This window comes from Leisingera aquaemixtae (genome assembly GCF_006740765.1).
Taxonomy (GTDB): domain Bacteria; phylum Pseudomonadota; class Alphaproteobacteria; order Rhodobacterales; family Rhodobacteraceae; genus Leisingera; species Leisingera aquaemixtae.
The window spans coordinates 125,704-151,301 of sequence record NZ_CP041159.1 but is presented as its reverse complement, the minus strand read 5'-3'; the positions used below and the strand labels follow the sequence as shown (position 1 = coordinate 151,301).

The 25,598-nt window shown below is 64.3% G+C and carries 25 protein-coding genes and 1 tRNA gene; 10 read left to right on the top strand and 16 right to left on the bottom strand.

Annotated elements, in window-relative coordinates; translation table 11 throughout:
* Nucleotides 1-47 precede the first annotated feature (47 nt).
* The 5 genes from R2C4_RS02560 to R2C4_RS02540 all read left to right on the top strand — a co-directional run bounded on the left by R2C4_RS02560 (nt 48) and on the right by R2C4_RS02540 (nt 6,431).
* Nucleotides 48-1,214 carry an ABC transporter substrate-binding protein gene (locus R2C4_RS02560; protein WP_141889465.1) on the top strand — a complete coding sequence of 389 codons (1,167 nt, stop codon included), beginning with the start codon at nt 48-50 and terminating at the stop codon, nt 1,212-1,214.
* Entirely contained in the window at nt 1,174-4,014 is a 2,841-nt protein-coding gene (locus tag R2C4_RS02555; RefSeq protein WP_141889464.1) for a [protein-PII] uridylyltransferase, read from the top strand. Before R2C4_RS02560 ends, R2C4_RS02555 begins: the two co-directional genes overlap by 41 nt.
* Nucleotides 4,011-5,561 (top strand): murein biosynthesis integral membrane protein MurJ, encoded by a 1,551-nt coding sequence (gene murJ / locus R2C4_RS02550; RefSeq protein ID WP_141889463.1) that lies wholly within the window; start codon nt 4,011-4,013, stop codon nt 5,559-5,561. The genes R2C4_RS02555 and murJ overlap by 4 nt, the downstream gene beginning before the upstream one ends.
* Nucleotides 5,558-6,145: a Crp/Fnr family transcriptional regulator gene (locus R2C4_RS02545; RefSeq protein ID WP_141889462.1), complete on the top strand. Its 588-nt coding sequence runs from the start codon at nt 5,558-5,560 to the stop codon at nt 6,143-6,145. The genes murJ and R2C4_RS02545 overlap by 4 nt, the downstream gene beginning before the upstream one ends.
* A gap of 88 nt (nt 6,146-6,233) precedes the next feature.
* Nucleotides 6,234-6,431: a YgaP family membrane protein gene (locus tag R2C4_RS02540; RefSeq protein ID WP_141889461.1), complete on the top strand. Its 198-nt coding sequence runs from the start codon at nt 6,234-6,236 to the stop codon at nt 6,429-6,431.
* Nucleotides 6,432-6,559: 128 nt separating this feature from the next.
* Here the strand turns inward: R2C4_RS02540 and R2C4_RS02535 are convergent, their stop codons facing one another.
* On the bottom strand, nt 6,560-7,246 hold the full coding sequence (locus R2C4_RS02535; RefSeq protein ID WP_141889460.1) for a rhomboid family intramembrane serine protease: 687 nt from the start codon (nt 7,244-7,246) through the stop codon (nt 6,560-6,562).
* A 100-nt stretch (nt 7,247-7,346) separates the two neighbouring features.
* Here R2C4_RS02535 and trpS point away from each other — a divergent pair, with 100 nt between their 5' ends.
* Both trpS and R2C4_RS02525 read left to right on the top strand, forming a co-directional pair.
* A complete protein-coding gene (gene trpS / locus R2C4_RS02530) occupies nt 7,347-8,375 on the top strand; it encodes a tryptophan--tRNA ligase (protein WP_058286326.1) in 1,029 nt (342 codons plus the stop codon).
* A gap of 144 nt (nt 8,376-8,519) precedes the next feature.
* Nucleotides 8,520-10,556 (top strand): OmpA family protein, encoded by a 2,037-nt coding sequence (locus tag R2C4_RS02525; protein ID WP_141889459.1) that lies wholly within the window; start codon nt 8,520-8,522, stop codon nt 10,554-10,556.
* Nucleotides 10,557-10,613: 57 nt separating this feature from the next.
* Here R2C4_RS02525 and R2C4_RS02520 read toward each other — a convergent pair whose 3' ends face one another.
* Genes R2C4_RS02520 through paaG form a run of 5 tightly spaced genes read right to left on the bottom strand, consistent with a single transcriptional unit; the run spans nt 10,614 to nt 14,035 of the window.
* Complete coding sequence (locus R2C4_RS02520) at nt 10,614-10,826, bottom strand: hypothetical protein (protein ID WP_141889458.1); 213 nt, start codon at nt 10,824-10,826, stop codon at nt 10,614-10,616.
* A gap of 57 nt (nt 10,827-10,883) precedes the next feature.
* Nucleotides 10,884-11,480 (bottom strand): TetR/AcrR family transcriptional regulator, encoded by a 597-nt coding sequence (locus R2C4_RS02515; RefSeq protein WP_141889457.1) that lies wholly within the window; start codon nt 11,478-11,480, stop codon nt 10,884-10,886.
* 16 nt (nt 11,481-11,496) lie between these two features.
* Complete coding sequence (paaK, locus tag R2C4_RS02510) at nt 11,497-12,807, bottom strand: phenylacetate--CoA ligase PaaK (protein WP_141889456.1); 1,311 nt, start codon at nt 12,805-12,807, stop codon at nt 11,497-11,499.
* Between the two features lie 14 nt (nt 12,808-12,821).
* Complete coding sequence (gene paaI / locus R2C4_RS02505) at nt 12,822-13,247, bottom strand: hydroxyphenylacetyl-CoA thioesterase PaaI (RefSeq protein ID WP_141889455.1); 426 nt, start codon at nt 13,245-13,247, stop codon at nt 12,822-12,824.
* Between the two features lie 2 nt (nt 13,248-13,249).
* Nucleotides 13,250-14,035 carry a 2-(1,2-epoxy-1,2-dihydrophenyl)acetyl-CoA isomerase PaaG gene (gene paaG / locus R2C4_RS02500; protein ID WP_141889454.1) on the bottom strand — a complete coding sequence of 262 codons (786 nt, stop codon included), beginning with the start codon at nt 14,033-14,035 and terminating at the stop codon, nt 13,250-13,252.
* Between the two features lie 126 nt (nt 14,036-14,161).
* Here paaG and paaZ point away from each other — a divergent pair, with 126 nt between their 5' ends.
* From paaZ to R2C4_RS02485, 3 genes are all read left to right on the top strand, one after another.
* Nucleotides 14,162-16,192, top strand: a complete 2,031-nt coding sequence (paaZ, locus tag R2C4_RS02495) for a phenylacetic acid degradation bifunctional protein PaaZ (protein ID WP_141889453.1) — start codon at nt 14,162-14,164, stop codon at nt 16,190-16,192.
* Nucleotides 16,193-16,275: 83 nt separating this feature from the next.
* On the top strand, nt 16,276-17,076 hold the full coding sequence (locus R2C4_RS02490; RefSeq protein ID WP_141889452.1) for a PaaX family transcriptional regulator C-terminal domain-containing protein: 801 nt from the start codon (nt 16,276-16,278) through the stop codon (nt 17,074-17,076).
* A 191-nt stretch (nt 17,077-17,267) separates the two neighbouring features.
* Nucleotides 17,268-17,344: transfer RNA gene (locus R2C4_RS02485), tRNA-Met, on the top strand.
* 534 nt (nt 17,345-17,878) lie between these two features.
* Here the strand turns inward: R2C4_RS02485 and R2C4_RS02480 are convergent.
* From R2C4_RS02480 to R2C4_RS02435, 10 genes are all read right to left on the bottom strand, one after another.
* Complete coding sequence (locus R2C4_RS02480; protein WP_141889451.1) at nt 17,879-18,688, bottom strand: hypothetical protein; 810 nt, start codon at nt 18,686-18,688, stop codon at nt 17,879-17,881.
* 122 nt (nt 18,689-18,810) lie between these two features.
* Nucleotides 18,811-19,164, bottom strand: coding sequence for a helix-turn-helix domain-containing protein (locus tag R2C4_RS02475; protein ID WP_141889450.1), 354 nt, complete (start codon nt 19,162-19,164; stop codon nt 18,811-18,813).
* Between the two features lie 235 nt (nt 19,165-19,399).
* The gene (locus R2C4_RS02470) at nt 19,400-19,762 is read right to left on the bottom strand and encodes a helix-turn-helix domain-containing protein (RefSeq protein ID WP_141889449.1); all 363 of its coding nucleotides are present in this window, start codon (nt 19,760-19,762) and stop codon (nt 19,400-19,402) included.
* Entirely contained in the window at nt 19,759-20,169 is a 411-nt protein-coding gene (locus R2C4_RS02465) for a hypothetical protein (RefSeq protein ID WP_141889448.1), read from the bottom strand. Before R2C4_RS02465 ends, R2C4_RS02470 begins: the two co-directional genes overlap by 4 nt.
* Nucleotides 20,162-21,184, bottom strand: a complete 1,023-nt coding sequence (locus R2C4_RS02460) for a phage portal family protein (RefSeq protein ID WP_141889447.1) — start codon at nt 21,182-21,184, stop codon at nt 20,162-20,164. The genes R2C4_RS02465 and R2C4_RS02460 overlap by 8 nt, the downstream gene beginning before the upstream one ends.
* The gene (locus tag R2C4_RS02455) at nt 21,184-21,636 is read right to left on the bottom strand and encodes a hypothetical protein (RefSeq protein WP_141889446.1); all 453 of its coding nucleotides are present in this window, start codon (nt 21,634-21,636) and stop codon (nt 21,184-21,186) included. The genes R2C4_RS02460 and R2C4_RS02455 overlap by 1 nt, the downstream gene beginning before the upstream one ends.
* Before the next feature lie 98 nt (nt 21,637-21,734).
* Nucleotides 21,735-22,223 (bottom strand): HK97 family phage prohead protease, encoded by a 489-nt coding sequence (locus tag R2C4_RS02450; RefSeq protein WP_167510230.1) that lies wholly within the window; start codon nt 22,221-22,223, stop codon nt 21,735-21,737.
* Between the two features lie 98 nt (nt 22,224-22,321).
* The gene (locus R2C4_RS02445; RefSeq protein WP_141889444.1) at nt 22,322-23,581 is read right to left on the bottom strand and encodes a phage major capsid family protein; all 1,260 of its coding nucleotides are present in this window, start codon (nt 23,579-23,581) and stop codon (nt 22,322-22,324) included.
* Nucleotides 23,575-23,853, bottom strand: coding sequence for an HNH endonuclease (locus R2C4_RS21530; protein ID WP_420870774.1), 279 nt, complete (start codon nt 23,851-23,853; stop codon nt 23,575-23,577). The genes R2C4_RS02445 and R2C4_RS21530 overlap by 7 nt, the downstream gene beginning before the upstream one ends.
* Before the next feature lie 107 nt (nt 23,854-23,960).
* A complete protein-coding gene (locus tag R2C4_RS02435; protein WP_141889442.1) occupies nt 23,961-25,511 on the bottom strand; it encodes a terminase TerL endonuclease subunit in 1,551 nt (516 codons plus the stop codon).
* Nucleotides 25,512-25,598 lie beyond the last annotated feature (87 nt).

Here is a 25,598-nt window from a genome sequence, read left to right as displayed (position 1 = left end):
AACCCACACGGCGCAACCGCGCCGGGAGAACGGAGTTTCAAGCCATTATGTTTGCTGTTTTCAAACGGGCCCGCAAGGCGGCACTGACAGCTGCCGCGGCACTTTCTGCCATTGCCCTGACTGCCTGTGATCCGGTTGCCATCAGCACCGGCCCGACGATCAACACCTCCAAACCGGTGCCGGTGGCGCTGCTGGTGCCGCGCGGCTCCGCCCAGCAGGGCGACCGGGTGCTGGCCCAAAGCCTGGAAAACGCCGCCCGCCTGGCCATCGGCGACCTGCAGGGGGCGCAGATCGACCTGCGCGTCTATGACACCGCGGGCAACCCGGCAACCGCCTCCACCGCGGCGCAGCAGGCGCTGGACGACGGCGCCCGGGTGATCCTGGGCCCGGTCTATGCCGAGGCCGCCAACGCGGCCGGCATCGCCGCCCGCCAGCGCGGCGTGAACGTGCTGGCGTTCTCCAACAACCCGGCGATTGCCGGCGGCAACGTGTTTATTCTGGGGCCGACCTTCGACAACACCGCCCGCAGGCTGACCAGCCTTGCGGCCCGCAACGGCAAGCGCAACATCCTGATTGTCGGCGGCAATGATGCGGCCGGCGCCGCAGGCCGCGCAGCCATCCAGCGCGCCGCCAGCGAGACCGGCGTCAGCATCAAGGGCAGCGTCGGCTACGACCTGTCGCAGCAGGGCGTGATCAATGCCATCCCCGCCATCCGCAGCGAAGCGGCCGGCGCGGATGCGGTGTTCCTGACCTCGACCACCGCAGGCGCGCTGCCGCTGCTGGCGCAGCTGATGCCCGAAGCCGGCGTCGATCCGGCTGTGACGCAGTATATCGGCCTGACCCGCTGGGACATCCCGCCGCAAACCCTGACCCTGCCCGGCGTGCAGGGCGGCTGGTTCGCCCTGCCGGACCAGAGCAAGGTGCAGCAGTTCAGCGCCCGCTACCAGGCCAGCTACGGCGCCGCACCGCATCCGATCGGCAGCCTCGCCTATGACGGCATCGCCGCCATCGGCGCGCTGGTTGCAGCGGGCAAATCCGACGCCCTGACCGGCGGCGCGCTGACCCAGGGGGCAGGCTTCCAGGGGGCGGGCGGCATCTTCCGCCTGCGGCCCGACGGCACCAATGAGCGCGGCCTGGCGGTTGCCACCATCCAAGAACAGAAGGTCGTGATCATTGACCCAGCCCCAAGAAGCTTCGCCGGCGCAGGCTTCTGAGGCCTCTGTCCGGCCCCCGCGGCGCGCTGCCAACGGGTTTCCCGAACCGCTGGGGCCGCTGATCTGCGGCCCTGCGGACATCTTCGATGCCGCCGCCGTCCGGGCGCAGATTGACGCATCGGCGGCGGGTTGCACCCCGGCAGAGCTGCGCGGCGAGACGGTGAAAATCCTGCGCGCGGCCAACAAGGCCGGGCGCGCAGTCATCGCCGAAGCCTTTGCTGCCAAACCTTTCGCGGCGCGCGAGCTGACCCGCTCTTACACCTTCCTGACCGACGGTCTGGTCACCACCGCGCTGCATGTCGCCAGCGGCCTGCTGCACCCGCTGGCCAACCCGACCCGGGGCGAGCGCATCGCGGTGATGGCGGTCGGCGGCTACGGGCGGGGCGAGATGGCGCCGGCCTCGGACGTCGATCTGCTGTTTCTGACCCCCTACAAGATCACCGCCTGGGCGGAGAGCGTGATCGAATCCATGCTCTATATCCTGTGGGACCTGCGGCTGAAGGTCGGCCACGCCAGCCGCACCATCAAGGATTGCATCCGGCTGGGCGCCGAAGACTACACCATCCGCACCGCGATGCTGGAGCACCGGTTCCTGGCCGGGCACGCGCCGCTGGCCAAGGAGCTGGACAAACGGCTGCGGGCAGAGCTGTTCTCCAAGGATGCCGAACAGTTCATTGAGGCAAAGCTGGCCGAGCGCGACGCGCGCCACCTGAAACAGGGCCAGCGCTACGTGGTTGAACCCAACGTGAAAGAGGGCAAGGGCGGCTTGCGCGACCTGCAGTCGCTGTTCTGGATCGCCAAGTACCTTTACCAGGTCAAGGATACCGAAGACCTGGTGCCGCTGGGCCTGTTCCGCGCCGAAGAGATGGAGTTGTTTGCCAATGCGGCAGCCTTCCTGTGGGCGGTGCGCTCGCATCTGCATCTGGCCACCGGCCGCGCCACTGAACAGCTGACCTTTGACATGCAGGTCGATGTCGCCGCGCGCATGGGCTATGAAGACAAGGCCGGCCGCCGCGGTGTCGAGCTGTTCATGCAGGATTACTTCCGCCACGCCACCCGCGTCGGCGACCTGACCCGGATTTTCCTGACCAAGCTGGAAGCCAGCCACCAGAAAGGCGCGCCGCTCCTGGAGCGGATCTTCCGCCGCCGCCCGCGGACCAAGGCCGGCTACCGGGTGGTGCATAACAGGCTGGACGTGACTGACCCGCAGGCGTTTTTGCAGGACAAGCTGAACCTGCTGCGGCTGTTCGAGGAGGCGCTGCGCACCGGCATGCTGATCCACCCGGACGCGATGCGGCTGGTGACCGCCAACCTGAACCTGATCGACGAGAATATGCGCAACAACAAGGAGGCGCAGCGGCTCTTCCTTGATCTGCTCTTGAAGCACGGCAACCCGGAGCGCGCCCTGCGGCGGATGAACGAGCTGGGCGTGCTGTCTGCCTTCCTGCCGGAGTTTGAGCCGATCGTGGCGATGATGCAGTTCAACATGTACCATTCCTACACGGTGGACGAGCACACCATCCAGGTGATCGCCAATTTCGCCGCCATCGAGCGCGGCGAGCTGGAGGATGAGCTGCCGCTGTCCTCGGAGGTGCTGCGCAAGGGGCTGAACCGCAAGGTGCTGATGGTGGCGATGCTGCTGCATGACATCGGCAAGGGACGTGCGCAGGACCATTCGATCCTGGGCGCCCAGATCGCCCGCAAGGTGGCGCCCCGGCTGGGGCTGAAGCCTTCGGAATGCGAGACCGTGGAATGGCTGGTCCGCTATCACCTGCTGATGTCGGACATGGCCCAGAAACGCGACATCGCCGACCCGCGCACGGTGCGCGATTTCGCCAAGGCGGTGCAGACCGTCAAACGGCTGGACCTGCTCTTGCTGCTGACCGTCTGCGACATCCGCGGCGTTGGCCCGGACACCTGGAACAACTGGAAAGCCGCGCTTTTGCGGGCGCTTTACGGCCAGACCCGCGCCGCGCTTGAGGGCGGCATGGAAGCGCTCAACCGCGAGCACCGCGGCGCGTCGGCCAAGAAAGCCCTGCGCCAGGCGCTGCCGGACTGGTCCAAGGCCGACCTCAAGACCGAAACCGCCCGCCACTACCCGCCCTACTGGCACGGGCTGCATGTCACCGCGCATGTGGACTTTGCCGAAATGCTGCGCGAATTCACCGCCAAGGGCGACCCGGGCGAGGTGATGATCCGGCTCTATCCTGACGTCGACCGCGACGCCACCCGCGCCTGTTTCGTGATGGAGGATCACCCCGGCATCTTTGCCCGCATCGTCGGCGCGCTGGCGCTGGTCGGGGCGAATGTGGTGGACGCGCGCTCCTACACCACCAAGGACGGCTATGTGACGGACGCGTTCTGGATCCAGGACAGCGAGGGCCATCCCTTCGACCCGATGCGCCTGCACCGGCTCAAGCAGATGATCGAGAAGACGCTCAAGGGCGAGGTGATCGCCCGCGATGCGCTGAAATCCCGCGACAAGATCAAGAAGCGCGAGCGCGCCTTCAAGGTGCCCACCCATATCACCTTCGACAACGAAGGCTCGGAGATCTACACCATCATCGAGGTCGACACCCGCGACCGCCCGGGCCTGCTCTATGATCTGGCGCGCACCCTGGCCGCCGCCAATGTCTATATTGCCAATGCGGTGATTGCGACCTATGGCGAACAGGTGGTGGATGCCTTCTATGTCAAAGACATGTTCGGCTTGAAATACTATTCGGCGTCCAAGCAGCGGACGCTGGACAAGAAGCTGCGCGAGGCGATTGCCGAGGGCGCAAAGCGGGCGGATATATGAAGCCAATCAGATTGCTTTCGGGGTTCCTGACCGTCGGGTTCTGGACGCTGGCCAGCCGCGTGCTCGGCTTTGCGCGCGAGATCCTGATCGCCGCCTTCATCGGGCCGGGGCCGGTGCTGGACGCCTTTATCGTGGCCTTCCGCCTGCCCAATATGTTCCGCCGGTTTTTTGCCGAGGGCGCCTTTAACGCGGCCTTTGTCCCGGCATTCTCCAAACGCTACGAAGCTGGCGAAGACGCCACCGCCTATGCGCAGCAGGCCTTCAACCTGCTGGCTGCCGCGGTGCTGGCGCTGGTGGGCCTGGGCATGGTGTTCATGCCGGGGCTGGTCTGGCTGACGGCCGGCGGTTTTGTCGGCGATGCGCGGTTCGATATGGCGGTGGGTTTCGGCCATATCGTCTTTCCCTACATCCTGTTCATGTCGCTGGCGGCGCTGTTTTCCGGGGTACTGAACGCCACCGGGCGCTTTGCCGCCGCCGCCGCCGCGCCGGTACTGCTCAACATCTTCACCTGCGCGGCCATGACCGCAGGCGCGCTCTTGGGCGGCGAGGTGGTCACCTGGCTGGTCTGGACCATTCCGGCGGCCGGCGTTGCCCAGCTGGCGCTGGTCTGGGCCGCTGCTGACAGGGCCGGGATCCGCCTGCGCCCCGGCCTGCCCCGCTGGAACAGCGAAATGCGCAATCTGGTCCGGGTTGCCGTGCCTGCCGCGCTGGCGATGGGAGTCACCCAGATCAACCTTGTGGTTGGGCAGTATGTGGCCTCCGACATCGAAAAGGCCGCCAGCTGGCTGTTCATCGCGGACCGCCTGTATCAGCTGCCGCTCGGGGTGGTGGGCATTGCCGTCGGCATCGTGCTGCTGCCCGCCCTGTCGCGCCGCCTGCGGGCCGGCGACGGCGCAGGCTCGCAGGACGCCCTCTCGCGCGCCGGGGAGTTCTCGCTGCTGCTGGCGGTGCCCTCCGCCGTTGCCTTCATCACGGTGCCGCTGCCGCTGGTTTCGGTCCTCTATGAGCGCGGCGCCACCGGTCCCGAAGACGTCGCCGCCATCGCCATCGCCGTTGCCATCTATGGCGCGGGCCTGCCCGCCTTCATGCTGCAAAAGGTGCTGCAGCCGCTTTACTTCGCGCGCGAGGACACCCGGACCCCGTTCCACTATGCGATGGTGGCGATGGCGGTGAACGCCGCGCTTGCCTTCGGCCTCAAGCCGGTGCTGGGCTGGATCGCCCCCGCCATTGCCGCCTCTGCCGCAGGCTGGGCGATGGTGGCGCTCTTGGCGCTCGGCGCCCGCAGCATGGGGGAGGAAGCCCGGTTCGATGCCCGCTTCCGCCGCCGCGCCTGGCGCATCCTGGCGGCCTCTGCCGTGATGGGCGCGGTGCTGTTCACGGTGGCGCAGACCGCGGGCTGGCTGTTTACGCTGGAGTACTGGCGCTACCTGTCCCTGCTGGGGCTGGTGGTGCTGGGCGGCGTGGTCTACTTCGCTGCGGGCCAGGCCCTCGGCGCCTTCCGGCTGTCGGAGTTCCGCAGCGCCCTCAGCCGCCGGAGACAGGCATGAGCCGCCTGTCCTGCGCCGCCGGCACCGTGCTGTTCCGCCCGGGGCAGGACTGCCCCGGCTTTGTCCGCCTCACCGCCGGCCGCATCAAGGTCACCCTGACCGCCGCCAACGGGCGCGAGGTCGTGCTGTACCGCGTCGGACCGGGCGATGTCTGCCTGCAGACCTTTGCCTGCCTCACCGACGGCCGCCCCTACGCGGCGGAGGGCGTCGCGGAAACCGCGCTGGAGGGCGAAATCATCCCGCACGCCGCCTTCCGAGAGGCGATGTCGCGGGACGGGGACTTCCGCAGCGAAGTCCTGACCGCCGTCGCCCGCCGTTTCGCCGATTACGAGCAGCTGGTCGAGGATGTCGCCCTCACCGGTTTTGACGCCCGCCTTGCCCGCGTGCTTCTGCGGCTGGCACAGGACAGCGGCGATCTCGCCATCACCCATGACGCGCTGGCTGCCGAAACCGCCTCAGGCCGCGCTTTCGTCACCCGCCGGCTGCGCGAATTCGCCCGCCTTGGCCTGGTGGAAACACAGCGCGGGCACCTTCGGATCCTGGACCGCGCCGGGCTGGAGCGGGTGGCTCAGGATGAAACCTGAGCTTTGGTGACACTGTCACCGACAGCCCCCCCTGCCGCGGTTTAAAATGGGCTCAGAAATTTCAACCTGAGTTCGAAAGGACCACGCAATGCCCCGTAACGAAGGCACCCTCGACCGTGCCCTGCGCATCCTTCTTGGCCTGATCCTGCTGTCGCTGGTGTTCATCGGCCCGCAAACCCTGTGGGGCCTCATCGGCCTGGTGCCGCTGGCGACCGGCATTATGGGCTACTGCCCGGTCTACCGGATCCTCGGCCTGAACACCTGCCCGCTGAAGAAACAGGGCTGACCCGTCCGGCCAGTCACACAATCACACCAGCGCCGTCAGGGGCAGTCCTGCCCCTGCAGCGCGCTGCCCGGCCCAACGGCTGGCGGTGCCCCGCCAGGGGCGCGGGCAGCGGGCGGGAGCGCGCCGCTTCAATCGTGGCGGATCCGGTTGCGGATCCGCGCCCAGCCGCCCGGCGCCAGGAAGAACGACAGGCCGAACCCGGTGGCAAAGCCTGCCAGATCCGCCACCCAGTCCTTCTGGCCGCCAAACAGCAGTCCGAACAGCAGCTGCGCGCCCATCAGGAAGGCAATCAGCGTGAACGCCCGGCTCTGCTGCGCCCCGACCGAGGCCAGCGAACGCCACAGCAAAAAGGTGAACGCCCCGATCAGCCCGTAAACCGCCGGAAACCCGCCGATCAGGGGCTGGCCGCCGCTGACCAGCAACGCATAGCCCAGCGCGCCGCCGGCGCCGGACAGGATGAAGATGACCACCATCGCCAGATCGCCCATCACCTCGCCCACCATCTTGCCCATCGCCAGCACAAAGACGCAGACAAACAGCGCGTGGGTAAAAGCGCCATGCACGAAAGTGTAGGTCGCAAACCGCTTCAGATGCTCCGGCAGCCAGCGGCCGCTGTCCTGCATCCACCAGAAGATCTCGCTGGAGAACGCATAGGACTGGATCGCCTCCAGCCGCCAGCCGATCGCCTCCGGCCCGCCCAGGATGCCGCGCGCGCCCAGCGAAAACACGGCCTCGATCCCGATGATGATCAGGACCAGCGCCACCACCGCGGCGGGCAGAGGGTTGAGGGGGGCGTTGTGGGGCTGGCTGCTCATCCGGACTCCTTGCGGCACGGAATCCCCCGCGCCTGTTGACCTATCCTGGCCCCATGGGTAAGCGACGATGGTGCATAATTCCAGACGGGAGTTTCCGGCCATGAGCGAAACCAGCTTCACCCCGCGCGTCTTTTCGGGGATCCAGCCTTCGGGCAACCTGCATCTGGGGAATTACCTCGGTGCGCTGAAGCGCTTCGTCGACTGGCAGGCCAAGGATATTGAGACCATCTACTGCATGGTCGACCTGCATGCGATCACTGTCTGGCAGGATCCCGCGGACCTGAAGAAATCCACCCGCGAGCTTTGCGCGGGCTTCATCGCCGCCGGCATCGACCCGGAAGAATCAATCCTGATCAACCAGTCCCAGGTGCCGGAACATGCGCAGCTGGCGTGGATCTTCAACTGCGTCGCCCGTATGGGCTGGATGCAGCGGATGACCCAGTGGAAGGACAAGGCCGGCAAGAACCAGCAGAACGCCTCGCTGGGCCTGTTTGCCTACCCGGCGCTGATGGCGGCGGACATTCTGGTCTACCACGCCACCCATGTGCCGGTGGGCGAGGACCAAAAGCAGCACCTGGAGCTGACCCGCGATATCGCGATCAAGTTCAACCACGACTTCGGCGTCGATTTCTTCCCGGAGACCGAGCCGGTGATCGAAGGCGCGGCCACCCGCGTCATGTCCCTGCGCGACGGCTCCAAGAAGATGTCGAAATCGGACCCCTCCGACGCCTCCCGCATCAACCTGACCGATGACGCCGACGCCATCGCCAAAAAGATCCGCAAGGCCAAGACCGACCCTGATGCCCTGCCCTCCGAGGTTGAGGGGCTTGAGGGGCGGCCCGAGGCGCGCAATCTGGTCAATATCTACGCCGCGCTGAACGAGCAAACCGTGGAACAGGTGCTGGCGGATGCCGGCGGCAGGCAGTTCTCGGAATTCAAGCCGATGCTGGCGGATCTGGCCGTCTCCAAACTGGCGCCGATCTCGACCGAGATGGCGCGGCTGATGCAGAACCAGGACGAAATCGACAAGATCCTGTCCCGCGGCTCGCAGCGCGCGCGCGAGATCACCGCGCCGATCCTGCGCAAGACCTATGACATTGTCGGCATGGTTCCGCCCGTCAGCCTCTGACGCGCCGCGCAGCTGGCGGAAAACGGCCAAAGTCCAGCCGCCCCTCCCGGGGCGGCTTCTTTTTTGCCGGAACGGCGGGAAACTTTTCCTGCCCTCAGCGGTTACCCCCCTACGGCCCTGTGCCGGAACAAGGAAGGAACCGCAATGAAACCGGGAATTTTCAAATCGACCACGGCGCTGGCAGTGATGGTCTCGCTGGCAGCCCCGCTGCCCGCCCTGTCGCAGGACAAGGGCAACAAGCGCTTCGACCTCACCCAGATGACCAGCGCCGAAATCGGCGACCTGGTCGACCGCTGCAGGAAACGCGCCGAGCGGCACCAGAAGAAGCTGGCCGCCGGCGGGGAAGTTCAGGAAAAATCCGGCCGGATCGCCAAGTTCTGCCAGGCCTACGGCACTGGCGCCTTTGACGCGGAGCTGCCGGGCGAGCTGCAATCCGCCACCGTGCTGGCCAGCGTCGCGGACATGACTGCCGAAGCCGAGGCCGCGGCGGCTGTTGAAGCTGAGGCCGGCGCGGACGCGCAGGTTGAAAGCGGTGCAGACCCCCAGCAGCAGGCGGACGGCACCGAACCGGCCCAGGCCGAAACCGCAGCGGAGGCCGCTGCTGACGCGAACGCCGAAGCAGAGGCTGCCGCAGAGGCAGAGGCCGCCGCGGAGGCACAGGCTGCCGCGGAGGCTCAGGCCGCCGCAGAGGCACAGGCTGCCGCCGAAGCTGAGGCTGCTGCCGAATCCGCAGCCGCTCAGGAAGCCGCAGAAGCCGCAGCCCTGGCAGAGGCTCTGGAGCAGGAGGCCGAAGCTCAGGCCGCCGCTCAGGAAGCGCAGGCCGAAGCACAGGACGAGCAGGCCGAGGCCCAGGCTGAGCAGCAGACCGAAGCTGAAGCCGGTCAGCAGGACGCCGCCCAGGCTGAGCAGGAGACCGAAGCGCAAGAGGATCAGCCGGCAGAGAATACAACCGCTGAAGACACCGCAACCAGCGCCGAAGCCATTGCCGCCGATCTGGCCCGGTCGCAGGGCGATGCAGGCGAGACCCCCGACAATCCGGAACTGGTAGAGATGGACAGCCAGGCCCAGGCTGACGCCCAGGCCGAAGCCGAGACGGAAACCGCAGCCGCCGCAGCCGCCGCCGCAGAAGGCAGCGAAGGCGACGCTCAAGTGACCGAAGAAACGGTCACCGAGGAAACCGTGCGCAGCTCGGACGAGGAATTCGAAACCGAAGTCGGCGCGGACACCCAGGCCGCGGCAGAAGCTGCTGCCCCGCAGGCCAATGCCGCCCCGCAAGACGATGACAGCGGCCTGTCCAACTCGCAGCGCAACGCCCTGCTTGGCCTTGGCGCCCTGGCCATCGGGACACTGCTCAACAACGGCGGCAAGGTCGTGTCCAACTCCGGCGACCGCGCCGTCGTGGAACAGGACGGCCAGTACCGCATCCTGAAAGACGACGATGTGCTGCTGCGCCAGCCGGGCTCGAACGTGACCACCTACCGGTTCCAGGACGGCTCCACCCGCACCGTGGTGACCCGCGAGAACGGGGTTGAGGTGGAAACCATCCGCTCCGCCGAGGGCCGGGTGCTGCGCCGCACGCGCATCCTGCCGGACGGCCGCAGCGTGGTGCTGTTCGACGACACCCAAAAGGCCGAAAAGGTCGTTGTGAACGAGCTGCCGCAGGTTCAGGACAACCGCCGCGCCTTCTCCAGCACCGGTGCCGTGTCGGCACAGGACCTGGCCGCAGCGCTGGCCGCGCAGGACGCTCCGCAAATCGACCGCCGCTTCTCGCTGGTGCAGGTCCGCAACATCGACGCGGTGCGCCGCCTGGTGCCTGTGATCAACGTGGACTCGGTCAATTTCGACACCGGCTCAGCAGTGATCCGCCCGCAGGAGGCCGAAGAGCTGGCCGCCCTGGGCAACGCGCTGCGCGACCTGATCGAGCGCAACCCGGGCGAGGTGTTCCTGATCGAAGGCCACACCGATGCGGTGGGCGCAGCGACCTATAACCTGGCGCTGTCCGACCGCCGTGCGGAAACCGTGGCGCTGGCGCTGACTGAGTACTTCGATGTGCCGCCGGAAAACATGGTGGTGCAGGGCTATGGCGAAAGCGACCTGGCCGTCAGCACGCTGGACGCCGAGCGCGCCAACCGCCGCGTCGCCGTGCGCCGCATCACCCCGCTTCTGGGCAGCGAAAGCTGATCCGCAAGCCTGAACAGCTGCACCCGGCGGGCCTGCCCCGCCGGGTGCTTTTCACATCTATTCCGCCGGTGTTCGGGGCCGGGACAGCAGCCCGTATTTCAGCGCAAACGCCCTGAACGAGAACCGGCGCCTGCCGGTTTTTGCGTGAGTCTTCCCGCCCAGGGTGCGGTCGAACTCATACATGCCGATGGCGCGCTCGGCGCAGCCGCAGGCCTCGCCCAGACCGACCTTCTTGTAATAGAAACTCTCGAAGCTCTCAGGTTTCTGCATCACATCCTCCCTTGGCGGAGAAAGCTAGTGCGAAACAGCAGAACCGCAAAAGCGCCGCTACAGCCCCTTGACGCCATGCAGGGTCAGATCCGCAACCAGCCGGGCGTAATCCTCCCGCGCCTTGGAGCCGGCGCCGGTATTCCACATGTAATACCAGTTCAGCATCCCGAAGACCGACATGGTGGCGCCGCGCAGCTTGGCGCTGTCGCCGTCAAAGATCTCGGGCGCCACCGCCAGCAGCGCATCACTCATGAACTGGACCATCTCGCGCTGATAGCCGCGCAGATGCTTCTGCTGGTCCTCGGGCAACGACCCCATTGCGCCCAGCTGCACCTGATGCTCATGGTCCGCGCCTTGGTAAGCCAGCAGAATTTCCGAGACGATGCGGCGCAGCCGCTCCTGCGGGCCATAGCCGTCCAGCTCTACCTCGCAGACCCGGTCGCGCAGGTCGCTGAGGTAGGTGTCAAGGAGGCCGAAGAGAACGGCATCCTTGCTGTCATAGTAATGGTAGATGTTCGCCTTGGAGATCCCGCACTCCCGCGCCAGCTGGGTCATCGACGCGCGGTCATAGCCTGCTTCCGCAAACACTTTGGCTGCGGACTTCAGGATCTGCGCGCGTTTCTGATCATGGTCTTTTGCGATCGTGCGGGCCAAGGCTCACTCTCCCGGGTCAGGACTTGCTGCGGTTGTCGACAACGCGCTTGGCCTTGCCCTGGCTGCGCTCGACGGATCCGGGGTCGCCTACAATGATCTCGGTGGAAACGCCAACCATATCCTTGATCCGCTTGGTCAGCATCCGCGCCGCCGCGGTCTTGCTCAGCTCATCCGTGGCATCCGGGTTGGCCTCCACATAGACCCGCATCGCGTCCATGCGGCCGGATTTATAGAGCTCGATCTGGTAATGCGGCGCCAGCCCGCCGGTCGCCATCAGCTGCTCCTCCACCTGGCTGGGGAAGACGTTGACGCCGCGCAGGATGATCATGTCGTCGCTGCGGCCGGTGATCTTCTCCATCCGCCGCATCGTGCGCGCGGTGCCCGGCAGCAGCCGGGTCAGGTCGCGGGTGCGGTAGCGGATCATCGGCAGGCCTTCCTTGGTCAGCGTGGTGAACACCAGCTCACCCATCTCGCCATCCGGCAGCACCTCGCCGGTCGCCGGGTCGATGATTTCCGGCAGGAAGTGGTCCTCCCAGATGACCGGGCCGTCCTTGGTCTCGACGCATTCATTGGCGACACCCGGCCCCATGATTTCGCTGAGGCCGTAGATATCGACCGCGTGCATATCAAACGCTTCCTCAACCTCCCTGCGCATCGCATCGGTCCAGGGTTCGGCTCCGAACACACCCACCTTGAGCGAGCACTCGCGCGGGTCCATGCCGACCTTGTGATACTGCTCCAGAATGTTGAGCATGTAAGAGGGCGTCACCATGATGCCGTCGGGTTTGAAGTCGGTGATCAGCCCGACCTGCTTTTCGGTCTGGCCGCCCGACATCGGAACGACAGTGGCGCCCAGCCGTTCGATCCCGTAATGCGCGCCCAGGCCGCCGGTGAACAGGCCGTAGCCATAGGCGTTATGCACCATGTCGCCCTTGCGCAGGCCGGAGGCACGCAAGCTGCGCGCCACCAGATCCGCCCAGTTGCTGATATCATTGGCGGTATAGCCGACCACGGTCGGCTTGCCTGTGGTGCCGGAGGACGCATGCAGGCGCATGATCTCACTGCGCGGCACCGCAAACAGGCCGAACGGGTAATTGTCGCGCAGGTCGTTCTTGTAGGTGAAGGGGAACTTGGCCAGGTCCTTCAGCTCCTGCAGGTCGTCCGGATGCACGCCCGCCTCGTCGAAGCGCTGCTTGTACATCGCCACGTTGTCATAGGCATGGCGCACCGACCATTTCAGCCGCTCCAGCTGCAGGTTTCGGATTTCGTCGATCGAGGCGATCTCGATCGGGTCAAGATCGCTCTTGTTCGGGGTCAGGTCTTCCATGGCGTCCTCCACACCTATTCGTCAAACAACTGGCCTTTGACCGCCCGGGAAAAGCCCCGGAACTCGGCGATCTGCTGGCCGTCCTGGTTGGTCACTGTCACGTCATAGATGCCGCTGCGCCCGGTCAGGGAAATCTCGCGCGCCGTGGCGATCAGCGTGTCGCCCAGCCGTCCCGGCGCGGTGAAGCTGATCACGTTGTGCTGCGCCACCGTCGACTGGTTGCGGCTGTTACAGGCAAAGGCGAAGGCGCTGTCAGCCAGCATAAAGGTCACACCGCCGTGGCAGATGCCGTGGCCGTTGCAATGGTGCCGGGCGATGGTCAGCTCCAGCGTCGCCTCGCCCTCGTCCACATGGGTGATCTCCATCCCCGCCCATTTGGACGCATGGTCTTCGGCCCACATGGCGGCGGCGGATTTCTCGGCGCGTTCTTTCGGGGTCATGGTCATTTGCCCTTGAACACGGGCGCGCGCTTTTCCAGGAAGCTGGCGACGCCTTCCGCATAATCGGCGCTTTCGCCGCAGGTCTTCATCGCGTCCGCCTCGATCTCCAGCTGATCGGACAGCGTGTTGACCGCCGCCGCCTGAATGCACTGTTTGGTCAGGCCCAGGCCCAGCGTCGGGCCATTTGCGAATTTTTCCGCCATCGCGCGGGCCTCGGCCAGCAGCTCGGCATCCGGCAGCGCCTTCCAGATCAGGCCCCAGTCCTCGGCCTTCTTCGCAGGCAGCGGCTCAGCGGTCAGCGCCAGCCCCTTGGCGCGCGCCTCGCCCAAGAGCCGCGGCAGATGCCAGCTGCCGCCGGTGTCCGGGATCAGCCCGACCTTGGAAAACGACTGGATGAACTTGGCGCTCTCAGCGGCCAGAACCACGTCGCAGGCCAGCGCCAGATTGGCTCCTGCCCCGGCCGCCACGCCATTCACTGCGCAGATCACCGGGAAGTCCAGTTCACGGATCAGCCGCACCAGCGGCGCATAGAACTTGCGCACGGTCTGGCTCAGGTCCGGCGGCCCGTCCATCTTGCGCGGGTCGCGGTCGCCCAGGTCCTGGCCGGCACAAAAGCCGCGCCCGGCGCCGGTCAGCAGCACCGCCCGGGCACCGCCGTCACGCGCGGCCTCAAGTGCTGCGCGCAAGGCATTGTGCATTTCTTCGTTGAAACTGTTCAGCCGGTCCGGACGGTTCAGGGTGATCTCCACCCAGGTTCCGTGATCCTCCACCAGAATCGTATCGCTCATCGCTCCCTCACCCTCTCAGCGGCGCATTGACAAATTCCTTGCATAAACCGACCGGACGGTCAATATATCTCAGCATCGGATTCCAGCCAGCCGGCCCCCTGCCGGCCTGACGAAAAGGACACCATCATGAGCCTTCTAGAGATTTCCAGCTTTGCAGCGGGTCAATGGGTCGCACCGGGCGCGGGCGCCCGCAACATCGCCAGCGCCATCACCGGCGAGGTGATCGCCAGCGCCGGCAATGACGCGCTCGACGTGCAGGCGATGCTCGACTACGCCCGTACGGTGGGCGGCCCCGCCCTGCGCAAGCTGACCTTCCACGACCGCGCCCGGATGCTGAAGGCGCTGGCAGGCCACCTGAACCAGCACAAACAGGCGCTCTACGATCTGAGCTTCAACACCGGGGCCACCCAGTCCGATCACATGATCGACATCGACGGCGGCATCGGCACCATGTTCGTCTTCGCCTCCAAGGGCCGCCGCGAGATGCCGGACGCCCATGTCTACCTCGACGGCGATGTGGAGCAGCTCAGCCGCAACGGCACCTTCCTGGGCCAGCACATCTGCACCCCGCTACGCGGCGTTGCGGTGCATATCAACGCCTTCAACTTCCCGGTCTGGGGGATGCTGGAAAAACTCGCCCCCACCCTGCTGGCAGGCGTCCCGGCCATCGTGAAACCAGCCACCAACAGCTGCTATGTGACGGAGCTGGCCGTGAAACTGATGCTCGACAGCGGCATCCTGCCCGAAGGCGCGCTGCAACTGGTTTCCGGTGGCCTCGGCGACATGCTGGACCATCTGACCATGCAGGACGTGGTCAGCTTCACCGGCTCCGCCAACACCGCGCTGAAACTGCGCGCGAACCCGGTGATCCTGGAAAACTCGGTCCGCTTCGTGGCCGAACAGGACAGCCTCAACGCCTCGATCCTGGGCCCGGACGCGCAGCCCGGCACGCCGGAATTCGACCTGTTCGTCAAGGAGGTCAGCCGCGAGATGACCACCAAGGCGGGCCAGAAATGCACCGCCATCCGCCGCATCATCGCGCCGCAAGCGCAGGTGGACGCGGTGATCGAGGCCCTGTCCGCCCGCCTGGCAAAAACCCAGATCGGCGACCCGCGCCTGGAAACCACCCGCATGGGCGCGCTGGTCTCCAACAGCCAGAAACACGACGTGCTGGAAAAGGCCGCGATCATCGGCCAGGAGGCAGAGCGTGTCTTTGGCGACCCGGACAACTTCTCCGTCGATGGTGCAGACGCCGACAAAGGCGCCTTTGTGCCGCCGATGCTGTTCCACTGCGCCGACCCGGACAACGCCCAGCGGGTACACGACACAGAGGCCTTCGGCCCCGTCTCCACCATCATGGGTTACCGCGATCTGGACCACGCCATTGATCTGGCCAACCGCGGCCAGGGCTCGCTGGTGGCCTCGGTCATCACCCATGACTCTGCTGTCGCCCGCGACGTCGCCATCGGCGCCGGCGCCTACCACGGCCGCCTCTACTTCAACAACCGCGACTCGATGAAGGAATCGACCGGCCACGGCTCTCCCCTGCCCCATATGGTGCACGGCGGCCCGGGCCGTGCCGGCGGCGGCGAGGAGATGGGCGGCGTGCGCGGCGTCAAACACTACATGCAGCGCACCGCCATCCAGGGCTCGCCCGACATCCTGTCCGCGATCGGCGAAAAATGGGTCCCCGGCGGCACTGAAGTCAAAGGCCCCGCACACCCCTTCACCCGCAAGTTCGGCGAGCTGGCGATTGGCGAGACCCTGCACACCGCGCCGCGCACCGTGACGCTGGAGGATATCGAGACCTTCGCCCATTTCACCGGCGACACCTTCTATGCCCACATGGACGAGGAAGCCGCCAAGCGGAACCCGTTCTTCCCGGGCCGCGTGGCGCATGGCTACCTGCTGCTGTCCTTCGCCGCGGGCATGTTCGTGCAGCCGGACGAGGGCCCGGTTCTGGCCAATACCGGCCTCGACTCCCTGCGCTTCATGAAGCCGGTTTCGGCGGGCGACAGCATCAAGGTGCGCCTCACCGTCAAGAAGAAGACCCCGCGCAACGAGGAATACGGCGAGGTGCGCTGGCACGTGACCCTCACCAACCAGGACGATGAGATTGCGGCAGAGTATGAGCTGCTGACGATGAACGCTTATTGAGACTGGCAAAAGCGGCACGCAGCCCCGCTGCTGCCAACCGCCCGGACTGGCCTTACCGGTCCGGGCGAACTATATTTATCCCTATGAACGAACAGCATAACCCTTGGTTCGACACCACCGTCCAGCAGCTGAACGACCCGCAGAACCAGCGGGTCTGGTCGGTGATCGTATCGCTGTTCGGCGATCTCGCGCAGGACAAGGGTGCCCGCATCAGCGGCAGCGCCCTGACCCGCATCATCACCCCGATGGGAATCAAGCCCGAGGCGATCCGCGTGGCGCTGCACCGGCTGCGCAAGGACGGCTGGATCGAAAGCGCCCGCGCGGGCCGCGCCTCGGTCCACTACCTGACCGAATACGGCCGCAACCAGTCCGCCGCGGTCACCCCCCGGATCTACGAGCGCCGCGCCGCCGCCCCCGGCGACTGGCACCTGCTGATCGCCGAAGACGGCGCCGGGCAGGCAACCCTGGACGACGTGCTGCTGCTGTCCAATTACGTCGCCGTGAACCGCACCACCGCGCTTGGCCACGGGCCGATGCCGCGCAACCTGGACGACCTGCTGGCGGCCGGCGTCAACAGCATGCGTGTGCCCTGCTGGCTCAAGGCCCGGCTGTTTCCAGAGCACCTGCAGGACGCCTGCGCCACGCTGCAGCGCGACCTGCAGCAGATCGCTGCGCCGCCTGCGGGCCTGACGCCCGCGCAGACCGGAACCCTGCGCACGCTAATCGTGCACCGCTGGCGCCGCGTGGTGCTGCGCCACCCGGACCTGCCGCCCAGCTTCCACCCCGAGGACTGGACCGGAGAAACCTGCCGCGCCCTTGTGTTCCAGCTGCTCGACCGCCTGCCGCGGCCGGAGCTGTCCGCGCTGGACACCCAAGCCGACTGACCCCCGGCCGCGCAACAATCCGATCGCACCGCAGCACGGCCCCCGCAGAGGCCCGCTAGGGTGGAGGCAAGTCCCTGTATTCGTGCCACTTTTCACTCTCGCCAGAAAAAATCAGGAAGAATCTGCATTTCCCGGTCTTTTCTGCTTGACCCCACCGGCGGCATTCCTTAAATCGCGTCCACACGGCGAGCGGCGGAGTAGCTCAGTTGGTTAGAGCAGCGGAATCATAATCCGCGTGTCGGGGGTTCAAGTCCCTCCTCCGCTACCAATTTTCCACGTAACATCTTGAATTTACTCGGAAAAGCTTAGGGATGCTTCCCTTCTTCCCACTTTCTACCCCTCACTGAGCGCCTAAAGAGCCGGGCGGTTTTGTCGCAGTTTACCCACCCTTTTGAGGCGTCGCACCCGGTGCGAAACCGGGAAGCAGCGCAATCAATATGAGCGACTGACACCACACATGGCAGGTGCACAGAGTGGAGCGCAGAGCGCGAGCCAAGGAGAAGCCCGCTGAGCGGCCAAACGCCTCAACAGCGCCCCCATGTGCCCCTAACCAGCGAAGCGCCCGCCAGCGGCGCTCTCAGCGCCTCTCAGGAGTCCACCAGCATGCGAGAGTAAGGTGCAGTACGGGGCCGCTCGCTCAAGAGCAGCAGGTGGATGGCACTGAAAGATACAGACTCAAGAGTGATCCTGTAACAAGGCAAGCTAGCCGCTTCAGCGGCGGCGCTTGCCATTCATTACAGCTTCTCTAGTGACACTATTAACTTCTTATCTGAGGTAATAACTAGAGTATCTGTAATGTATATTAGTTATGAGAAGTCTCAGAAAAGGTAAAAAGGTCACTTCCTAGAGCTTCCTGCATCTTAGGATGGTCAAAGTAAAAGCGTTGCGCGGCTACGTGAGGAAACCTGCGAAGGAAGCTCATCCTCGGCTTTTTCCACGTCCACCACTCACCCCGTTGTTTGACGTCGTTCCACCGTCGAAATTGCCCGATATCCACATCCTGTAGCAGCCAGGCTGTGCGCAGCGTGTGATTTGCAATCGCGTCGCTCACAACAACCTCGACACCTGCCTCTCGAAGTAACCAAGCCGCCTCTAACTCCAATTTCACAGCGTCCATGAATGCAGGCCAGCCCTTGAGAGTGTAGTTGAAAATCTTAACCTGCCACCCTTCAGGCCAAGTCTCAGCCAAGCCCCTGATCAGGCCCCAATCTCCCCGCGGTGTCACTTTCCACTTCTCTGGCTCCTCTAAGGTGGCCATGTGCTCCCGATAGGCTTTAGCCATAACGTTTGCAGTCAGCTTGAGCTTCGCCTCTTGTGGATCAAGCTCCCCACCCACTCGCAGTAGCACAACTTTTTCCTTCCCCCAGCCACGGCCTTGCGAGAGGATTGGAGGCTCCTTGATGAGCCGCTTGAGGGAACTCAACGATAATCCTGCCATTTCTGCCCACTCAGTCAGGGGCAAGGCGGGCGCCCACGTTTGCCCCTTCCAGTCATGGCCGTCCGTCTCCATCCTCGAAAGCAGCAAGCCACACAGCTTGTCATGCTTTTCTTGGAAGTCCTTGCGCCGCTTCGGGCGCCCGTCACCATTGCCTTCGCATTGCCTGTTCGACATACTGATGTTCCTCTTGGAGGCTGGGTCTTAGACCTGCCTCTTAGCCACGGGTATTGAGAGTTCCTGTGCTGAGTTGACCCCTGCCGTTGCCGCGGTGGGGGTTATTCATTTAGAAGTCATCTTCAGCTTTCTGACGGCTTAGCCCCCCGCATCAGGCGCAGCTCACTAGCCTCAACGTTGTGGGCCTCTGTGTTCGCCGCCGTGCGGTACTCATAGCTTTTGTGAACCCTGCGCCGCTCAATCAGTTTCTTTTCTACCAGCACCCTGATTGCCGCACTTACGGTATTCACGGAAACGCTGCACATTTCCGCCAAGGCCCGCTGCTCAACAGGCACCCAACGAGTGCCTTCAGAAACTGAATTGAGCAGCAACCAAACCCTGTGTTCCAAAGCTGTTGTTAGTTTGAGCAAGCGCATGTCAGCCCGCACTGCTGCCATGTACATTTCCTGCTCGGCCCGAAGTCCCTTCAACATCATGCATCCTCTTTTTTAGGGGGGACCACGTGTAGCAGAAAAGCAGCTCAATCGCAAATTTTCAGTGTGAGGATACGGGAAATAATCGTTGTGTACCAATAGGTTCACAAGCATCTGACTCGCTGGAGCCATTGACAGAGTAACGCTACCTGATAGAAATCTTAAGCCAAGTAATCGGTTGGCTTGGCAACCTTACAGCGTGGGTGCCCCTGCCGTTCCATTCGGCAGGGGTTCTTTTTTACCGGCGCTTGCGTTTGCGGACTGCTTTGCCCGCACCCGGTGCGGAAATCACACCGGCTTCGGACAACATCACGCGCAACAGAAGCCAAAGGGGCATTTGGTAGCCCTGCGCCAACTTCCCCAATGTGCGGACACCCGGATTTAGCTGCTGCCCGCGCTCATAGAATGCCAGTTGAGAGCTAGAAATATCCACGCGCCGCAGCACCTCCACCCGCTTCATGCAGCGCTCTTTCCTCCACTCCGCCAGCAGGCATTTCAGGTTCATAGGCACCTTCGGTTCCGGCTTATCCTTCAGCAGTTCTGCAAGTTCATCCTGAACGCCATAGGCCGCGGCCATTTCCAGCAAGAAGTCCTTTGTCATGGTTCATCACTCCTAACGCGCGGCGCGTCATTGGCCGTCCAGCGACGCACCTCCAGTTTGAAGCTGGCGGAAAGGCTATCCCGGCCCAAAGCCTCGTCCACCACCAGCCAAGTACCGTCTGTTGCCAGCACTGCCTCCGGCGCTTGTGACAGCGGCTCGCCGTAGAGTGTCAGAACCCCCTGAGCTGTTTTGCCGTCGGCTCCGGTCTCTTTCCATTCCAAAGCACCGGCCAAGGTTTCCAGCCAGTCAAACACAGTTGCCGTGTCTGACTTCGCAAGGCGCCGCTCCTCCTCCGTCAGGCCGGACAAATCAAGCGGCACCTTGTCCTTTCGATAGAGGCGGTATCTCTGCATCAACGGACTGTGTTTGGCGGCCCGCCGGAAAGCCTGCGCGATGTGGTCATTCATCGCCCCAGCCCACCAGTGACATAGCCTTGTCCACTGGCACGCCGGACTTAACCAGCGTGCCCACAGCCCGGGCACGCCCGGCAACATCAGCGCTCATCATCGACCCGCTGTCCATTTTGGAAACCCCCACCTTTGCCAGCTCAGGCAAAAGCTGCCGGGCCAGCGGCTCAATGGTCTGGAGGACAAAGAGCCGGTAAGCTTCCCGCATAGCCCCGGCGTTTCCGCTGGCAGTCACCAGCGCTGGCGGTATGCCCGCCGCCGCCAACAACCGCGCGTGCAAGCCATCCGCCGCCGGGTTCAAATCTGCCTTCTGTAAATCAGGGGTCAGCTCCACCCGCTTGAACTCATGCCCCCGCGGCTGGCCTGTATTTGTGGCAAAGTCCGCCTTGCTGCGGATAGCCGCCAAGGTACCCCCGCCCTTGAGCCCCCGCAGGGCCGCCGTCTGCTGCTCCTCCGGCACCACATCAGGGAACGGCAGCAAGCCACGCCCAGTCCATTCCAGCGCTCCCGATACCGCCCGCTCTATCTCCGCCATCAGCCGCGGGCTGGAGCCCATCATCTGAAATGGGCTGCGCCCCCGCCAAGGCTGCTCCGAAGAAGGGTTCACTACCAGCTTGAGCACTTCCCCTTCGATGGCACGCACGGTTTCCGTTTCCGCCGGGCGGGCGATGTGAAGATGATAGCGTCCCCGTCCAAGTTCGTCCCAGTAGGCGGCCCGGTGCAAGCTCAGGTCACTGCCATCAACACGGATGTGCCAGCAGCTTTCGCCACGCAAACACAGGTCCGACCCGATTGCAGCCAGCACGTCCGCCCGCAGCGGCCCAGCCTCCGGCGCCGGGTCCAACATAGAGAACCCGCGGGACCAAAAACCTGCACAGGTGGCAACCGTGGCACTGAGTGCGGCGCTGCCGTCAGAAAGGAGATTTGCTTGCCGCCCGGCCACATATTCCGCCGTAACCGAAGGAAACGCCGCCCGCTCCTCCCGCTCCAACTCACGTTTCTTGAAAGGCCACATCAGAACCGGACCTCCCCGGCCAGAAGCATTCCCGCACCAGATGCACGGAACAGCCCGGCCAGCGCCTCCCGGGTCAAGCTGCTGTCACCTGCATTGATCTGGCGGAACTCCCGCCGCACAGGGGTATGAATGAGCTGATACAGGGTCAGCGCCCGCACAGCCTCAATCACATGCGGCGCCGGTTCGCCCGGCTCTACTGTGCCGGTTTGCGTAAGCCTGTACCGGCCAGCATTCAGGCCGGTGACGACGCCAGCGTCAGGGATGTATGCCGCAGCTTCGGCAGCCCATGCGGAACCGTCCCAGCTCTCAACCGTGACTGCCGCAGGGAAGGGATAGCGGGGCCATTGAACCTCCCCGGGCTCCTCCAGCACCGCCACAGCCACAGAGGCGTTCACAGGCCAGTACAGGCGCCCTGTGAAGGTCTCAGCCAGCGCCCAAGAGGCCCCAATCATGGCCGTTGCCCTGTCATTGGCCACACCAGCCTCAAGAGCAACGCTTACAGCATCCGGCACAGTGGGCAGAGCCCCCCGCGTTTGGGAGAAATCGGTAATCATGGGAGGATGATCCTTTCAGTTCGCACCGGGTGCGCTGCGGTTTGCAGAGCCCGCAATTCCGCCTCGCTGTCGCCGTAGGCAGGCCGCGTCACCAGCGACAATTCATAGAGCACCAATTGCAGCAGCGTGCGGATGAACACAGAGGGGTTACCCGGTTCCGGGTCCAACCTTTCATTGTCCGGCACGGTCTCTTTCGGCGGCACCCGGAAGCCCGGCGAGATACCCGTGACCAACCCCGCGCCCAGCAGCGTAAGCGCATCCCGCACGTGGGTCACATCTTCAAGGCCGGGCTCAATGATGGCCTCAAACGTCAAAGCTTCGGCGGTATCCTTGAGCACCAGAGACCCCGCCTGCCGTGACGCCAAAGGCCGGTCGAAGCTGTGCCCGAATAACAGGTTCACCTCTGCATCCGGGTCGGTCAGCGTGAAGTCAAAGGCCCCCGGCATGATGCGTTCCTTGCGCACTTTGCCCCGGTCGCTCAGCACCGCCAAAGACCCATAGGGGAAACGGCCCGCAATCCGGGGGCGCTTACCCTCGCGGCGGACCTCCAAGCCCGCCGCTGGCCAGATCGCGCGCCGCTCCATTACGCGCGGTCCTGCACGCCAGTGAGTTTGAAGTAGTGCGTAGCCGTGCGCTGGATCAGCACATCAAGGAAGGCAAACATGGTCAGTGCCACCTTGCCTGTCTTGCTTTCGCTGTACGGGTCCACAATCAGTTCAGGGCTTCCCCACGTCGGCACATAGGCGTTGTTGCTGCCCGCACCGAAGTAGACAGTGGACGCCCCCTTGTCGGTGGCGTCACGTGCACCACGGGCCGACACCTGAGAGGACCACAGCATGCCGAAGCCCGCGGACTTCAAGCGGTCCAGCTCGGATACGGCGGTGCCGCTCACCAGCGTATCGGCAAGGGTCTGGTGCACGATGGGCGCCCCAGCAATCCGCACCTGCGCCGGGTCGCTCAGCTTGGCCGTTTCCTGAATTTCCGTGGCGCGCAGCAGGAACTCCGAAAAGCTGGCCACACCATCCAGCGCGGTTGTGCGCCCAGCGGTCAGCACGCTGTCAAAGCCTGCCGGTTGCTCATCGGCGCCCGTGCCTTGGAAAATGGCAAGGTCAATGCCCTCGCGCAGCACTTCGGACAGGTCACGCCGCAGAATGGACGGCAGCGCACTGTTCTGACGGATCGCCTGCCGGGTCAGCAGATAACGCCCCGTTGCCGTGTGCATGGCAGGGCTCTTGCTAGTGGTGCTGATCGCCTGTGCGTCCGCACCATTGCCCTCAGCCACCCACGAAAGGCCGGTGCCGCCAGTGATTTCCGGGAAGGTGGGGGTGCCCGTGACTTGCAAGACATTGACCCCGAAGCGGCCCGCCGCGGAGTTTTCAAAGAAGCGTTCAAGGGCGTTCATCACCGGGCGGCTTGCAAGCTCCTGCGATGTGCCGGCGGCTGCATCTGTGGCAACGTCTGCCCGCTGCTCCAGTGCTTCCCACGGAAAGCGGATACCCTTCTGCCCTTGGCCATGGCGCTGTTCAAGTTCTTGGCTCACTTCGGCCTCACGGCCTGCCAGCGGCTTGCCATCGACCTGTGCCGCGATGACCGCGCTCAGATCGAACGAACGGCATTCCCGGTCAAAATCATTGGCGGCTTTGTCCGGCTCTTTGATCTGTTCGCGCTCCGCATCTTCCACCAGCAGCGCCGCCCGCAGCTCCACCTCCGCATTCTGGTAGGCATCGGTCAGGCTGCGCAGTTCTGTGCGGCCGTCATCGCTGACTTCATCGGCCTTCTGAATTTCGGCCATGCGCTCGCGCCGTTTCGATTGCGCAAGCTGGATTTCTTGAGATTTCAGCATTTGGGGTTCCTTTTCCCATCGGAGATTTCAGGAATGCCCGCGGCGGCTATGAACTGCTCGCGCCCTCGGACGTTGGTGCGGCGCGGGGGCCTCGCCGCCAAAGTTCTCCCGGTATCTTCACCGGGCCCCCGCGCCTTACCCCGCCGTTCACCGTTGGTTTTGGTGGTGTGGCAGGATTGGCAAAGGTATTGCAGGTTACTGGGGTCATAGACGTGCAGCCCATGCACATCCTCTTGAGCGCGCGGCTGGATGTGATCGACCTCGCCGTGCATGCCCAGGTACGTGAAACAGTGCTCACAGCGGAAAGATGCGCGATGCGCCACAAAGGGGCGCACGCTGTCCCGCCATGTTGTGTTTTTCAGGGGGCGCGGGTTGTACCTCATAGGACCTCCACCACGTATTCAGGAACAACAGCCTCCCGGGCGCGCAGCATGGCGGAGCACGCCAGCACCAGACTGGAAGCAACATCAATTCGGGCGTGCAGGTGGCTCTTGGCCAATTGGCAAGCGCCGGTCGTGCTGACCTTCACGTCTGCCTCAGCAAGCGCAGCCTCCAGCAGAATGGACCGCTGCATTTGGACAGCCCCGGCAATGAACAGCTTGCGGGTTGCCCGAATGTCCTGATCGCCGTCTTTGGGACCTGTGCCGCGGTAGATGACTGGCCACGCCAACCGCGCCCGCGACAATGCAGTTTCAAATTCGTGCTGGCGGTATCGGTCACAGGAGACAGACGCGATTGGGTGATTGCCGATGCGGGCAATCAGTTCCGGCAGAAATTCTTGCAAGTCTGACACGCTGCCAGAGGTTTCAATCAGCTCACCCGCTTCCGCGCAGCGGTGCCATGTATCGCCCACTTGGTCACGCTTACCGCGGGCCAGCAGGTCAATATCCGCACCCGGAAAAGCCCCCAGCACCTTAAGCAAGCCGGAGTGTTCATAGGCGATGGTGGCAGCGGTCATGGAAGCACTGCCGCCCAGATCAATCCCGACGTGAACAGGCTCACCGGGAAGCGGCTGCAGTGCCTCCTTTTTGTAGGCCTTCCGCAGAGTGTCATAGTCCAGCAGCAATTCGCGCGATGGCGAAAGCGGCTTGTTCAAATGCCAAGCCTCAAACTCGGCCATGCTGCCGGACTGTTCTGCCTTCGCATAGGCATCTTCCATGAAACGGAATGGCTTGATCTTGCCAAGACCCGGGGTCGCCTTGTGCCAAATCTTAGGGTCGCTGGAGTCGTCGCCCTTTTCCGCGGCATAGAGCGTCACATGCGTGCGCTTGTCAGGCCGTTCTATCAGGTCGTTATAGCTGGGGCTGTCGCCGCGCGTGCCGGTCAGAATGAGCTGGCCATTGCGTGCGGAGAGAGCGTCAAAGAACCCGGTGATAAGCTCGCCTTGGTTCTTCCCAAGCAGGCCCGTTTCATCAATGACGGCTAGGTCAAGGTCCGCACCGTGACCCTGCGCCCGGGTACCAGTGCTCAGCCAGAGGGTACCCCCGTTAATGAACAGCACGCCCGGCTTGGGATCGCTCCGGCGGCGCATGTCATCTTCGCGGCCCGCAGTCTCCAGCAAGGCAGCCATGGCCTTGGCAATGTACAGGGCATGCTTTTCCGTGGGCGCTGCAATCGCCCCGTTAAACCCTTTGATGTGGATAGGGCTGTCCGAACACATCAGCCCCAGAATGAGCGCAGCCAGAAGCGTGGACTTACCCAGCTTGCGCGGGGTGGAGTAGATGCAAGTCCGCCATTTGGGGCCGTCCGGTTCCCGGGCAAGAAAGGCCCGAACAAACCGTAGCTGAAAGGGCTGCAGAATGAACGGCTCGCCCGCATTCATCCCCGCAGGGATTTTGAAGTTCTGAGAAAGCCAGAACGCAAAGCGTTGCTCCAGAGGAGCCCGCTTTCGTTTCCGCACCGGGTGCGCAAAGGGGTTCAATGCGTTCATGTCCGTAACCCACGAGAGACAGCAAGGCCCGCCTCCGCTCCGTATCTATCCTCCTCCCGTGAGGTGCCCGGCAGGGTTCCCTTGGGA